Annotated in this window: 13 protein-coding genes; 5 read left to right on the forward strand and 8 right to left on the reverse strand. The window is 64.9% G+C overall.

The genetic code is table 11. The features are described from left to right. From ccmI to EOA75_RS19000, 5 genes are all read right to left on the reverse strand, one after another. Positions 1 to 537 (reverse strand): c-type cytochrome biogenesis protein CcmI (ccmI, locus tag EOA75_RS18980; protein WP_127324889.1); only part of this gene is annotated, 537 nt, incomplete at its 3' end. A gap of 116 nt (positions 538 to 653) precedes the next feature. Next, a complete protein-coding gene (locus EOA75_RS18985; protein ID WP_127324890.1) occupies positions 654 to 1,091 on the reverse strand; it encodes a hypothetical protein in 438 nt (145 codons plus the stop codon). Positions 1,092 to 1,253: 162 nt separating this feature from the next. Continuing rightward, positions 1,254 to 2,642, reverse strand: a complete 1,389-nt coding sequence (locus tag EOA75_RS18990; protein WP_127324891.1) for an ATP-binding protein — start codon at positions 2,640 to 2,642, stop codon at positions 1,254 to 1,256. Positions 2,643 to 2,664: 22 nt separating this feature from the next. Continuing rightward, the gene (locus EOA75_RS18995; protein WP_067320964.1) at positions 2,665 to 3,330 is read right to left on the reverse strand and encodes a response regulator transcription factor; all 666 of its coding nucleotides are present in this window, start codon (positions 3,328 to 3,330) and stop codon (positions 2,665 to 2,667) included. Positions 3,331 to 3,411: 81 nt separating this feature from the next. Further along, on the reverse strand, positions 3,412 to 3,711 hold the full coding sequence (locus EOA75_RS19000) for a hypothetical protein (RefSeq protein ID WP_067320960.1): 300 nt from the start codon (positions 3,709 to 3,711) through the stop codon (positions 3,412 to 3,414). Between the two features lie 231 nt (positions 3,712 to 3,942). Here EOA75_RS19000 and EOA75_RS19005 point away from each other — a divergent pair, with 231 nt between their 5' ends. Further along, positions 3,943 to 4,329, forward strand: coding sequence for an ester cyclase (locus EOA75_RS19005; RefSeq protein WP_067320956.1), 387 nt, complete (start codon positions 3,943 to 3,945; stop codon positions 4,327 to 4,329). A gap of 114 nt (positions 4,330 to 4,443) precedes the next feature. On the opposite strand, the gene EOA75_RS19010 is transcribed toward EOA75_RS19005, so the two are convergent. Further along, positions 4,444 to 4,851, reverse strand: a complete 408-nt coding sequence (locus EOA75_RS19010) for a DUF3168 domain-containing protein (protein WP_067320953.1) — start codon at positions 4,849 to 4,851, stop codon at positions 4,444 to 4,446. A gap of 243 nt (positions 4,852 to 5,094) precedes the next feature. Here EOA75_RS19010 and EOA75_RS34125 point away from each other — a divergent pair, with 243 nt between their 5' ends. After that, complete coding sequence (locus EOA75_RS34125; protein ID WP_164747446.1) at positions 5,095 to 5,271, forward strand: hypothetical protein; 177 nt, start codon at positions 5,095 to 5,097, stop codon at positions 5,269 to 5,271. Positions 5,272 to 5,303: 32 nt separating this feature from the next. Next, on the forward strand, positions 5,304 to 5,936 hold the full coding sequence (locus EOA75_RS19015; RefSeq protein WP_127216246.1) for an NAD(P)H-binding protein: 633 nt from the start codon (positions 5,304 to 5,306) through the stop codon (positions 5,934 to 5,936). A gap of 2 nt (positions 5,937 to 5,938) precedes the next feature. Here the strand turns inward: EOA75_RS19015 and EOA75_RS19020 are convergent, their stop codons facing one another. Beyond that, the gene (locus EOA75_RS19020; protein WP_127324893.1) at positions 5,939 to 7,492 is read right to left on the reverse strand and encodes a trimethylamine methyltransferase family protein; all 1,554 of its coding nucleotides are present in this window, start codon (positions 7,490 to 7,492) and stop codon (positions 5,939 to 5,941) included. 12 nt (positions 7,493 to 7,504) lie between these two features. Further along, positions 7,505 to 9,916: an FAD-dependent oxidoreductase gene (locus EOA75_RS19025; RefSeq protein WP_127324894.1), complete on the reverse strand. Its 2,412-nt coding sequence runs from the start codon at positions 9,914 to 9,916 to the stop codon at positions 7,505 to 7,507. Between the two features lie 113 nt (positions 9,917 to 10,029). On the opposite strand from EOA75_RS19025, the gene EOA75_RS19030 reads away from it, so the two are divergent. Beyond that, positions 10,030 to 10,668, forward strand: coding sequence for a TetR/AcrR family transcriptional regulator (locus EOA75_RS19030; RefSeq protein WP_067320941.1), 639 nt, complete (start codon positions 10,030 to 10,032; stop codon positions 10,666 to 10,668). A 168-nt stretch (positions 10,669 to 10,836) separates the two neighbouring features. Further along, a partial coding sequence (locus tag EOA75_RS19035; protein WP_127324895.1) for a transglycosylase domain-containing protein occupies positions 10,837 to 12,376 on the forward strand: 1,540 nt, incomplete at its 3' end.

The following is a 12,376-nucleotide window of genomic DNA, read 5'->3' on the forward strand; positions in this document are numbered from 1 at the left end:
GCGATAGGCGGTCACCGCGTCGGCGTAGCGCTGCAGGCGCAGATAAACCGGCGCCAGCACGTCCCAGCCCTTGCCGTCCGAGGGATTGGCGGCGAGATGCGCCTCGGCGCGGGCAACCAGCTCGTCGACCGAGGACTCGGCAGGGTTCTTGGCCAGCCGCTCGGCCAGCGGCTGCGAGGGCAGATCCGGCGAGCCGAGTGAGCCGTAAAGTCCCCAGCTGACCAGCGGCACCGCCAGCACGGCGGCGGTGGCGACCAGCTTCGCGGCGCGCGCAGGGCGCGGCGCTCGCGCGCTTGCCTGGCTGTGCGAGCCGAGACGCAGAATGCGGCGGCCGATCTCGGCGCGCGCTTCCTCCGCCTCGCCCGGCTGGATGAGACCGCGCGCCATGTCGCGGTCGAGTTCCGAAAGCTGGTCGCGATAGACTTCGAGATCGTGATCGCCGGCGGTCGATGCGGCTTTCGTGCCGCCGGCCAGCGGCAAAAGCACCGCCAGGCTGGCGCCCAGCGTAAGGATTGCAGCTATGACCCAGAACAGCATGGCTATTCCAATAAAGGCAGAGCCCTGCCCTGCCAACACGGACGCCCTGCGACGCTTTGGCGGCAGACGCGCCGGCCGTCCTTGATCAATGTCAAATTGCGCCGATCGTTGCTAATTCAGGTCAGCGGCGTCCAGCTGCCGTCGGCATTGCGGCAGGCGGTGCCGCGCGCCGTGACGCCCGAACCGCTCGTGTAAACGGTGTGGGCGTATTGGCGGCAGTCCTGCGAGCCGACCCGGTAGGGCTGGGCGGCAACGACCTCGCCATAATGGGTCGAGCTGTCGCCCTTCCACGTCACCTTCTGGCCGCTGGCGTTGTATTCCAGCGCCTTGTACTCGGCCTCGAGGCCTTTGCGCTTTTCAGCATCGCTCAGACCCGAACCGATCGAGCCGCCGATGAGCCCGCCATTCATGGCCGCGACGATGCCGGCTCCCACCTTACCGGCGGCCGGCGGCGTGGCGACGGGCGTGACCGGAGAGGTCAGGCCGGTCCTGCCCAGCGTGGTGCAGCCCGACACGGCCATCAGGGCGGAAACGAGCGCAACGCGAATCTTCATACCAGCAACCGGTTCTCTTGAGCGTGATGGGCTTCTTGGGCGAAAAGCACTTCTGGAGCGAGATGGATCGGGAACCGCGCCAGCGGGAAGGATAGCGAGCCCATAGTATTGATATTTGTCGGAAATTTGGCCGCAAGCGGCCGCACGGAAATCGATAAAACATTATTGAAGGCTCCGCAATCTTACCACTGCCCTCAAGCCGCCCATGCTGGACCGTTCCAGCGCAAGGGCGCCTCCATACTCGTTGACGAGGTCGGCGACAATGGCCAATCCAAGCCCCGTTCCCGGCTTCGTCTCGTCGAGTCTCTTGCCGCGTTTCAACACTTCCCGCGCGCTGTCCTCGGGAATGCCGGGGCCGTCGTCCTCTATGACGATTTCAAAACGGTTGGGGCTTCCCGGAACGGCGGCGACCGAGACGGCAACGGCGCTTTTCGCCCATTTCATGGCATTGTCGAGGAGATTGCCGAGCAATTCCTCAAGATCCTCGCGCTCGCCGGCAAAGACGATCCCGGTGGCCGGCGGCGACAGCGAAAGCTGTGTCTGCGGGTTGAGCTTGCGCAGCACGCGCACCATGCGCTCGACCAGCGGCGCCACCGGCGTGCGGAACACGACGCTGTCGCGCTGGGCAGCGACGCGGGCGCGCTGCAGATAATGGTCGACCTGCTTTTGCATCGAGGCAGCCTGCTCGGCGATGAGCTCTCCCTTGGCGCCGCCGAGCGCGCGGCCCTCGTTGATCAGGACGGCAAGCGGCGTCTTCAGGGAATGGGCGAGGTTGCCGACCTGGGTGCGCGAGCGCTCGACGATGCGCCTGTTGTTCTCGATCAGCGCATTGGTCTCGCTGGCCAGAGGCTCGATCTCGGCCGGAAAGCGCCCGTCGAGCCGCTGCGCCGTGCCCTCGCGCACCATCGCCAAAGCATTGCGCACGCGGCGCAAAGGCTGCAAGCCGAAAAGGATGGCGATGGCGTTGATGGCGATCATGCCGACGCCGAACAGCGACAGATAGGTGAGCAGCCGGCGCTGGAAGCTCGCGATCTCCTGCTCGAGCTCGCTGTGATTGCCCATGACGCGGAAGCGCGCGGCGCGGTTCTTGGCATCGAGCACGAACTCGCTCTCGAAAACCTCTAACTCCTCGCCCTTGATGCCCTCGGTCGAATAGCTGCGCTGGAAGTTCGCGTTGAACGGCACCTCGGCGACGCTCGGCGACAGGATCGAGGAGGTCATCGAGGAGGAATGGAGTTCGCCGTGAACGTCTTCGGAGGCCGGCTCGACCGACCAGTACCAGCCGGAATTCGGCTCCGAGAAGCGCAGATCGCCAAGGTCGGGCGAGCCGATGAGCGCGCCATTGTCGGAAATGCCGACGGAGCCGATCAGGTTGAACAGATGCGCCGAAAGCAGACTGTCGAAGCCGCGCTCGCTGGCCTGGCGGTAGAGCGTGGTTATGAGCGTGAAGATGACGACGAGCGTCAGGATCGCCCAAATCGTGGAAAAGGCGATGACGCGGAAGGTCAGCGAGCGCGGCCAGAGCCGCAGCTTTGAAAGCCACGTTCTCATCGTCGGCTTCAGCGGTTCCGCGTCACGCCTCCGGCTCTCGCATGCGATAGCCCATGCCTCGCACGGTTTCGATCATGTCGATGCCCATCTTCTTGCGAAGCCGTCCGACGAACACCTCGATGGTGTTGGAGTCGCGGTCGAAGTCCTGGTCGTAGAGATGTTCGACCAATTCGGTGCGCGATACCACCTCGCCCATATGATGCATCAGATAGGCAAGCAGCCGAAACTCGTGGGAAGTGAGCTTCAGCGGCACGCCGTTGACGTCGGCCTTGGAGGCCTTGGTGTCGAGCCTCAGCGGCCCGCAGGTGAGCTCGGACGAGGCATGGCCGGCGGCGCGGCGGATCAGCGCCCTCACTCTGGCCAGCACCTCCTCGATGTGAAAAGGCTTGGTGACGTAGTCGTCGGCGCCCGCGTCGATGCCGGCAACCTTGTCGCTCCAGCGGTCGCGAGCGGTCAGGATCAGCACAGGCATCTTGCGCCCGCCGCGGCGCCAGCGCTCGACGACGCTGATGCCGTCCATCTGCGGCAGGCCGATGTCGAGGACGACGGCGTCGTAAGGCTCGGTGTCGCCGAGGAAATGCCCCTCTTCGCCGTCATAGGCGCGGTCGACCACATAGCCGGCATCTACCAGCGCATCCGTAAGCTGCCGGTTGAGATCCTTGTCATCCTCGACGACGAGCACGCGCATGGTTCGTAGCCTGTTGAAGGGTGGAGGTATAGGCCGATTCCGCCGGCCAGGAAACTTAAGCCTGTTAAAGGGAATTGGGCGTCAGTCCAGCGGCACCACGATCTCGGTACGGCGCGGCCGCTGGCCCTCCTTGCCCGGGACCAGTACCACGATCACGCAGACCTGCTGTCCGCCGCGCGTGGCCTGCGAGGCCTTGGCGAGCGTGCCGCCGTTCTGCGCGGCGATCTGCTGGCCGATTGCATAGCAGTCGCTGGCAGCAAGCACGAGCGGCTGATCGACCGATGGCTCGACGGGCGGCATCGCCGTCGCCTGCGACGCAAAAATCCCGGCTGCGGCAAGCGCCAGCGTCGCGGCGCGAGTAAGGGAGCGGAACGTTTTCATGATCACGGTACTAACGCATTTGTGCTGAACATGAAATGAACGGTGAACGGCCGAAAATCCATGCCCGCCATACCCCCTGCCCGCGAGACGAACAAATGCGAGTCCAACTGCCTGGGCCCATCAGGACCAGCATGGATTGATAGCCGGAAAATCACGGGCGCGGCTACGGTTTTCGCGGCTAGCATATGCTCTAATTTGCGCCGTGAAGCAGTTGAGGACGGGGAGAATGCCATGAGCCATGACGACCTTGCCAGTCTTTACAAGGGCTACATTGCCTGCCTCAACGAACAGGATTGGGACAATCTCGGCCAGTTTGTCGGCGAGGAGGTGCAGTATAATGGCGAGACGGTGGGGCTTTCGGGCTATCGCCGCATGCTGGAAGGCGATTTTCAGGCCATTCCCGATCTGCGTTTCAACATCGAGCTTCTGGTTTCAGAGCCACCACGCGTGGCGGCCCGTCTGCATTTCGACTGCAGGCCCAAGGGCATGCTGTTCGGCCTGGCGGTGAACGGCAGGCGAGTCACCTTCGCGGAGAACGTCTTTTATGAAATCCAGGACGGGCGGATACGCGAGGTCTGGTCCGTCATCGACAAGGCCGCCATCCAGGCCCAGCTCTAGAGAAGTCCATCGTTTCAAGGAAACGCGGAATTGCTCTAACTCCTTTTTTTTGTACTTCCGGACGGAAAACCGCTGCGCACCTTTCCTGGAATTGCTGAAGGAAAAGCTGGTCTCTCAGGCACTTTCTTGCGTCAGCGCGCGGAAGCGCAGCAGCCCGTGGTGCACCGCGAGGTCGTCGTCATAGCGCGCCTCGGCGAATTCCAGCGACAGCCGCGTCTGGCCACGCGGGCCGATCGAGAGGGCCGCGCCGTCGAGGCGCGCCTTGATGCTGTCCATGATGAGCCGCGTCTCGGCCTCGCCCTGCGCCTTCGACCAGATGTGGAGCGTGATGAGTTGGTCGTCGTTGTCGTCGGCGCCGGTGTCCAGGTCGAAGGCGCTAGTGCGGCCGTAGGTGACGTGCGGAAATGCGGCTTTGGCGTCGGCGCGCTCGAGCAGGCCGGCGCCGCCCAGCAGCGCCGACAGCGACGCATCGGTCTTCAATCGCAGGAACAAGGCCTGCATCAAATCGCCAGGCGCCGTCATATGTGGTTCCTCTCGCCTGCCTTGTCCTCATCGCAGCGTAGCCGCCTCGTACCCGTTTCGCCAGATCGTCGGACGGCGTCTTGAGGCAATGCCATCAAGCCTTGCCGCTGATCACCGTTGCCTGATCCCTGATCACCACAGTTACGAAACGGATGACGGCGCACAGGCGCCTCATCACCGATCTCGCGGCGATAGACAAGCAAAACCGGGCGGCTGCCGAGAGTTTCGGGGGCGAGCCGCACCATGCGCGGTTCCGGTTCGGCGGGCATGCAGGGCATCACGCGTGTCACGATGTGGGGCGACACGGTTTTTGAGGGAGGCGCCGCGCAGGGTCTGGTGGAGCAATGCGACTACGTCTACACAAGGCTGCTGCCCGGCTGGGGCGCCGGTCGCTTTCGCCGCAGGGCGCAAGCTGGCTGACGAGCGGGGCAGACTGGCCAGGGAGGCCGGAGATGAAACTTCTGATCTTTGGCGCCTCGGGCGCGACCGGCCGCGCCCTCGTCTCGGCGGCGCTGGCGGAAGGCCATCTGGTCACCGCCTTCGTCCGCACCCCGCGCAAGCTCGCCATCAGCCACGACCGTCTGAGCGTGATCGTCGGAGACGTCGCCGACTGCAAGGCGGTGGAGGGCGCGATTGCCGGTCACGACGCGGTGTTGAGCTGCCTCGGTGTCGGCGTGCCACTGAAGCACGACGCGGCGGTGATTGCCGGTATCGGCTTCATCGTCGAGGCGATGCAACGGAGCGGGCCAACCCGGCTCATTTATCAGTCCTTCCTCGGCGTCCGCGACAGCCGGCGGCAATTGGGGCCACTGCTCGGCGGCATCGTCGTGCCGCTCGTGCTGCGCCATGAAGCGGCGGATCACGAAGCGAAGGAAAGGCTCATCGCGCAGTCCGGCCTCGACTGGACGATCGTGCGACCGCCAAAGCTCGGCAACGGTCCAGCCATCGGCCGGTTCCGCCACGGCCACGGCATCCGGGCTAGATCCTTGTTGCCGACGCTGGCGCGCGCCGACGTGGCGGCCTTCATGCTCGATCAAGTCAGCGACAAAACCTATTCGCGTACAGCGGTTGCCCTGCTGCCTTGACCTCACGACACCGGTGCCGCGCCGCCCTCTTCGGTGCGGCGTGCGATGAAATCGTCGAGCACGCCGGCGGTGGCGGCAGCGGATGCGGGCGGCTGGAAATCGGAAAGAATCCGCTTCCAGATGCCGGTGGCGCGCTCCGTCGCGGTCTTGCCGCCGGATTGCGTCCAGTTGCCGAAATTCGACCAGTCGGCCACCAACGGTTCGTAAAAGGCGGTACGGTAGCGGGCCATGGTGTGGGCGGCCGAGAAGAAATGGCCGCCGGGCTGCACCTCGGCAACAGCGTCGAAACCGATGGCGTCGGCATCACCCGGTGTCGTGGCGCAAAGCTCGGCGACCGTCTGCAGCGCCTCGATGTCGGTAATCAGCTTTTCGAACGAGACGCTCAAGCCGCCCTCCAGCCAGCCTGCCGCATGGATGCAGACGGTGGCGCCGGCAAGCACCGAGCCCCATAGCGCGAACTGCGTCTCATGCGCCGCCTGCGCGTCGGAGACATTGGCGGCGCTGCCGCCGCCGGAACGCCAAGGCAAGCCGGTGAAGCGCGCGAGCTGGCCGGCGCCCAAGGTCGCCTTGATGTGCTCCGGCGTGCCGAAGGCCGGCGCGCCCGACTTCATGTCGACATTGGAGGAAAACGAGCCATAGACCACCGGAGCGCCGGGGCGCACGATCTGGGCGAGCGTCAGCCCCGCCAACGCCTCCGCATGCTGCAGGGTCAGCGCGCCGGCGACCGTGATCGGCGCCATGGCGCCCGCCAGGCAGAAGGGCGTGATGATCGACACCTGGCCGAACCTGGCGAAGTCGATGATGCCTTGCGCCATCGGGATAGCGAGCTGGCGAGGCGAATTGGTGTTGATGACGGTGTAGCAGAAGGCGCCGTTGCGAAATTCGTCCTCCGAGAGGCCGCGCGCCAGCCGGACCATCTCAAAACTGTCCTCGACCTGCGGCGTGCCGCGCGCGAAGACGAAGGGAAACTTGTCGGACAAGGTGAGCTGCGCGCGGCCGGTGGCAAAGTGGCGAAAGCGCGTGTCGACGTCCTGCGGCTCGATGCAAGGGCCGAGCATATGCAGCACGTCGAAATGCTGCAGGAGCTTCATGAATTCCTCGAAGGCGGCGAGCGTGCCCGGCCGCCTTCCGCGCTCGAGATCGGTGACGTTGGGCGCGCCGGAGCCGGCGAGGAATGTCATGGACCCAAGCTCGAGGATAAGGTCACGGGAGCGGGCGCCGCCATAGGCGGGGATCGAGCGCGGCGCGGACGCCAAGGCTGCCTCGACCATGTCGCGGCCGATCCGCACCATCTGGCTGTCCTCGTCGACCAGGGCGCCGGCCTTGGCAAGAATGGCGCGCGCCTCCGGCAGCAGCACCTTGATGCCGAGTTCTTCCAGCACGCGCAGCGCCGTGTCGTGGATTGCGGCGACCTGATCGTCGGAAAAGACCGGCTGCGGCAGGAAGGGGTTCTTCAGCGAACGATAGTTCGGGCGGCGGCTGGACTCGCTACCGGCCTCGCCGGTGCGTCCGCGCCGGCGTTCGCGCCTCTGATCGCGTGCGGCCTCATCAATCATGCCCAATCCTCCCTATTGCCGCATTGCCTCGCCCTTGGGGTCGTAGGGCGAGGCCGCGATGACGCGCGCCGGCCGTTCGACGCCGACAATGTGGACGGAAAGTTGCGTCCCCTCCCCGGCGAAATCGTCATCGAGCAACGCCAGGGCGACGCTCTTGCCAACCGTGTAGCCGTAGCCGCCGGAAGTGACGAAGCCGACGCGCCGGCCCTTGTGCCAGACAGGCTCGAAACCGCTGGCGTCGGCGTCGACGGCATCGACTTCCAGGGTCACGATCCGCCGGGCGACGCCCGCCTTGTGCTCCTTGAGAGCTGCTTCGCGGCCGACAAAATCGCCCTTGTCGAAGGCGACGAACCGGTCAAGGCCGGTCTGGCCGGGCGTGTAGCCTTGGGTAAACTCGCGCGACCAGATGCCGAAACTCTTCTCCAGCCGCAGCGCGTTGAGCGCGTAGTAGCCGATCTCGGCGAGACCAAGATCTTCGCCGGCGGCGAGCAGCGTCTCGCGCAGCGTCCCGTGCAGGGTGGCCGGGCAATTGATTTCGAAGCCGAGCTCGCCGGCGATCGACAGCCGGGCGACCCGGGCGCGAACCATGCCGATGTCGAACTCGGCGCAGGCCATGAACGGCAGGGTTTTGGCGGAGACGTCCTGGTGCGTGGTGCGTTCGACGACCTTCTTTGCATTCGGCCCGGTCACCAGGAAGCCGGACATCGCGTCCGAGATGTCGTTAACCGAGACGCCGTCCGCCATGTGCGCCTCGAACCAGCGCATGTGGAATTCGCGCAGGTAATAGGAGCCCATGATCCAGTAGTCGCCGCCGCCCCAGTTGAGCACGGTAAGGTCGCCCTTCAGCCTGCCGTCATGGCCGAGCATCGGGGCAAGCTTCGCGCGCCGAGGCTTCGGCAGTTTGCAGGCAAGCAGCCGGTCGAGCCAGGCCTCGGCGCCGGGACCGGACACGGCGTAGCGCGAGAAGGCCGTGGTGTCGACGAGGCCGGCGGCGCGGCGCACCTGCAGCACCTCATCGCCAACGATGTCGAAGGCGTTGGAGCGCTTCAGCGTCGTCTCCTCGCGAAAACCCATCGGAGCGAAATAGGCCGGGATTTCCAGCCCCCATGAGGCCATCCACTCGGCGCCGGCCGCGCTCATGCCGTCATAGGCGCCGGGCCGCTTCAGCGGCCGGCCCGCCGGCAGCCGCTCGTTGGGGAAGGTCATGACGAAGCGACGGGCGTAGAACTGGCGCGTGGTTTGCCTGAGATACTCGCGGTTGGCGGCGAAGGCGCCGTAGCGGGCGATGTCCATGCCGAAGATGTCGGCCTGCGGCTCGCCGTAGATCATCCATTCGGCCAGCGACTTGCCGACGCCGCCACCCTGGCTGAAGCCGGCCATGACGCCGCAGGCGACCCAGTAGTTCTTCAAGCCACGCACCGGGCCAACCAGTGGATTGCCGTCGGGGGTGAAGGTGAAGGCGCCATTGACCCATTTGCGGATGCCCGCCTTGGCCAGGCAGGGGAAGCGCTGATACGCCTTCGAAAGCTCCGGGCTGATGCGGTCGATGTCCTCGGGGATCAGCTCGATGCCGTAGTCCCAGGGCGCACCGTCCATGTTCCAATGTTTTGGATTCTGCTCGTAGACACCTAGCAGCACGCCTTTGCGCTCCTGCCGAAGATAGGAGAAGCCGTCGAGATCGACGGCAAGGCCGAGCTCGTTGTCCAGGGCAGCGACCTCCGGAATGTCCTCGGTGACGAAATAATGGTGCTCCATCGGCGTCACCGGCAGGTCGACGCCTGCCATGAGGCCGACCTGCTTGGCCCACAGGCCGCCGGCGTTGACGACATGCTCGGCGACAATCGCGCCCTTCTCCGTAACCACATCCCAGCCGCCGTCGGCGCGCTGGCTGAGCTCGATCACGCGGTTGCGCAGGATCACATCGGCGCCGCGCTTCTTTGCGGCGCCCGCATAGGCGTGCGTCGTGCCGTAAGGGTCGAGATGGCCTTCGTTGGAATCGTAAAGGCCACCCAGCACATCGCTGACGTCGACGATCGGGCAGATCTCCTTGATCTCCTCGGGCGTCACCAGGCGGGCCGTCTCGATGCCGACCGACTGGAACACCGCCCAGGCCGATTTCAGCCATTCCCAGCGCTGCGGATCGCTTGCCATGTTGACGCCACCGGTCATGTGCAACCCGGCATCCTGGCCGGACTCGGCCTCGATCTCGCGGTAGAGCTTGATCGTGTAGTCCTGCAGCGCCGCGACATTGGGATCGGCGTTCAGCGCATGGAAGCCGGCCGCCGCGTGCCAAGTCGAGCCGGCCGTCAGCTCGGCGCGCTCGATAAGCGCCACGTCGCTCCAGCCGAAGCGCGTCAGGTGATAGAGCACCGAGGCGCCGACCACGCCTCCCCCGATGACGACTGCCCGGTAATGCGATTTCACGAGCCTCTCCCTCTCGTTGGAGAGCCTTACGATACACGTCCTGTACAGGAGTGTCTAGACACAAGTGTACAGATCGCTTGCGCGCCGCTTCCCGCCATGCCTATTGTGCGGCCATGATCATGACCGCCCCGCAGGCCGAACCGGTTCTCGGCAACATCAAGGTCACGCGCTCGGACTGGATCAATCTGGCGCTTGAGACGCTGGTTTCAGACGGTATCGAGAGCGTGCGCGTGCTCACCCTCGGCCAGAAGCTCGGCGTGTCGCGCTCAAGCTTCTACTGGTATTTCGAAAGCCGGCAGGATCTGCTCGACCAGTTGCTCAAGCATTGGCACGACACCAACACCACTGCGATCGTCGAGCGCGCCCGGCGCCCCGCCGAAACCATCATCATGGGCGTGATGAACGTATTCGAATGCTGGGCCGACGAGCGCCTCTTCGACCCGAGGCTCGATTTCGCCGTGCGCGAATGGGCGAGGCGCTCGGCAGACGTGCGGCAGATGATCGACCAGGCCGACGACGAGCGCCTCAGCGCCATCCGCGACATGTACCGCCGGCACGGCTACGACGACGAGGACGCCTTCATCCGAGCGCGTGTGCTCTACTACATGCAGATCGGCTATTACGTGCTCGACCTCAAGGAACCGGTCGAGGCCCGCGTCAGCCATCTCGCCGCCTATCTGCGCTCCTTCACCGGCCAGGAGCCGACCGAAGCGGATGTGGCGCATTTCATGCGCTTCATCGCGGCGCGCTGATGACTACCCGCCGTTCACGGCCGATTGACCTCCATTCAACAAAGCTTGTGCTGTGGCTTCGCTGCCCTTGTGAGCAGTGATAAAATGGTCGAATAGTTTGGCAGGGTGCCACCTGAAACTGCCCGCATGCTGTTTTCGGGCGAAAGCGCATTGGGGCGGAAGTCTGGAATGCCAACTCCTTCGAAACCACGCAAGAGAAGAGGCCGGATCGCCTCGGCGGCTCTTGCCGTCGATGCGTGGCTCGATTCCTCGCTCTACGAGATCAGCTTCAAAGCGCGCGAATTCTGGGAGGCCGCAACCATCTTTTCCCGCCGCTTCCGCCTGCATGGCTGGCGGCGCGCCATCATCGAGGTGCTGAGCGAAGGGTTCACCATGGGAGCCGGCGGCTTCGTGGTGCTGTTGGCGCTGGCCATGCCGGCGTTTGAGATCACCGCCGGCGATTGGCGCAACCAGGGCGATTTCGCCGTCACCTTCCTCGACCGCTACGGCAACGAGATCGGCCAGCGCGGCATCATCCAGCGCGATTCCGTGCCGGTCGACGAGATGCCGGATATCGTCATCAAGGCGGTGCTGGCGACCGAGGACCGCCGCTTCTTCGATCACTACGGCATCGACGTTCTCGGCCTGTCGCGCGCGATCTTCGAGAATGTGCGCGCCAATTCGGTGGTCCAGGGCGGCTCCAGCATCACCCAGCAGCTGGCCAAGAACCTGTTCCTGTCCAACGAGCGCACCTTGGAGCGCAAGATCAAGGAAGCTTTCCTGTCGCTCTGGCTGGAGGCCAATCTCTCCAAGAAGGAGATCCTCCAGCTCTATCTCGACCGCGCCTATATGGGCGGCGGCACGTTCGGCATCGAGGCGGCGGCGGATTTCTATTTCGGCAAGAGCGTCAAGGACCTGAACCTCGCCGAGGCGGCAATGCTGGCCGGCCTGTTCAAGGCGCCCACCAAATACGCCCCGCACATCAACCTGCCGGCCGCCCGTGCGCGCGCCAATGTGGTGCTCTCCAACCTTGTCGACGCCGGCTTCATGACCGAGGGCCAGGTGCTGCAGGCGCGGCTGCATCCGGCAGATGTCGTCGACCGCGGCGAGCAGAAGAGCCCCGACTATTTCCTCGACTGGGCCTTCGACGAGGTCAAGAAGATCGCCAAGCCCGGCCAACACTCGCTGGTCGCCCATACGACCTTCGACGCCAATATCCAGAAAGCGGCCGAAGAGTCGGTCGAATTCCATCTCCGCCAGTTCGGCAAGGGATACAACGTTACCGAGGGCGCGGTGGTGGTGATCGAGACCAACGGCGCGGTGCGCGCCATCGTCGGCGGCCGCGACTATGGCGCCAGCCAGTTCAACCGCGCCACCAAGGCGCTGCGGCAGACCGGGTCGTCGTTCAAGCCTTATGTCTATGCCACCGCGATGGAGCACGGCTTCACGCCGGACTCGGTGGTTTCCGGCGGCGCCGTCAGTTGGGGCAGTTGGTCGCCACACAATTACAATGGCGGCTCGGCCGGCAACGTCACGCTGCTCACGGCTATCGCCAAGTCGATCAACACCGTGCCGGTGCGGCTCGCCAAGGACTATCTCGGTATCGGGCCGATCAAGGAGATGGCCGAATCCATGGGTGTCGAATCGCCGCTGGAATCGCACAAGACCATGGTGCTCGGCACGTCCCTCATGACGGTGATGGACCAGGCGACAGGCTACAGCGTCTTCG

Origin of the sequence: Mesorhizobium sp. M1A.F.Ca.IN.022.07.1.1 (assembly GCF_003997575.1) — a bacterium.
Classification (GTDB): Bacteria; Pseudomonadota; Alphaproteobacteria; order Rhizobiales; family Rhizobiaceae; genus Mesorhizobium.

Bases quoted from the DNA above. Each gene is read 5' to 3' on its own strand.
- EOA75_RS18985 (WP_127324890.1), bottom strand. From the start codon at position 1,091: ATGAAGATTCGCGTTGCGCTCGTTTCCGCCCTGATGGCCGTGTCGGGC.
- EOA75_RS19030 (WP_067320941.1), top strand. From the start codon at position 10,030: ATGATCATGACCGCCCCGCAGGCCGAACCGGTTCTCGGCAACATCAAG.
- EOA75_RS18990 (WP_127324891.1), bottom strand. From the start codon at position 2,642: ATGAGAACGTGGCTTTCAAAGCTGCGGCTCTGGCCGCGCTCGCTGACC.
- EOA75_RS19020 (WP_127324893.1), bottom strand. From the start codon at position 7,492: ATGATTGATGAGGCCGCACGCGATCAGAGGCGCGAACGCCGGCGCGGA.
- EOA75_RS19000 (WP_067320960.1), bottom strand. From the start codon at position 3,711: ATGAAAACGTTCCGCTCCCTTACTCGCGCCGCGACGCTGGCGCTTGCC.
- EOA75_RS19005 (WP_067320956.1), top strand. From the start codon at position 3,943: ATGAGCCATGACGACCTTGCCAGTCTTTACAAGGGCTACATTGCCTGC.
- EOA75_RS18995 (WP_067320964.1), bottom strand. From the start codon at position 3,330: ATGCGCGTGCTCGTCGTCGAGGATGACAAGGATCTCAACCGGCAGCTT.
- EOA75_RS19010 (WP_067320953.1), bottom strand. From the start codon at position 4,851: ATGACGGCGCCTGGCGATTTGATGCAGGCCTTGTTCCTGCGATTGAAG.
- EOA75_RS34125 (WP_164747446.1), top strand. From the start codon at position 5,095: ATGCGCGGTTCCGGTTCGGCGGGCATGCAGGGCATCACGCGTGTCACG.
- EOA75_RS19015 (WP_127216246.1), top strand. From the start codon at position 5,304: ATGAAACTTCTGATCTTTGGCGCCTCGGGCGCGACCGGCCGCGCCCTC.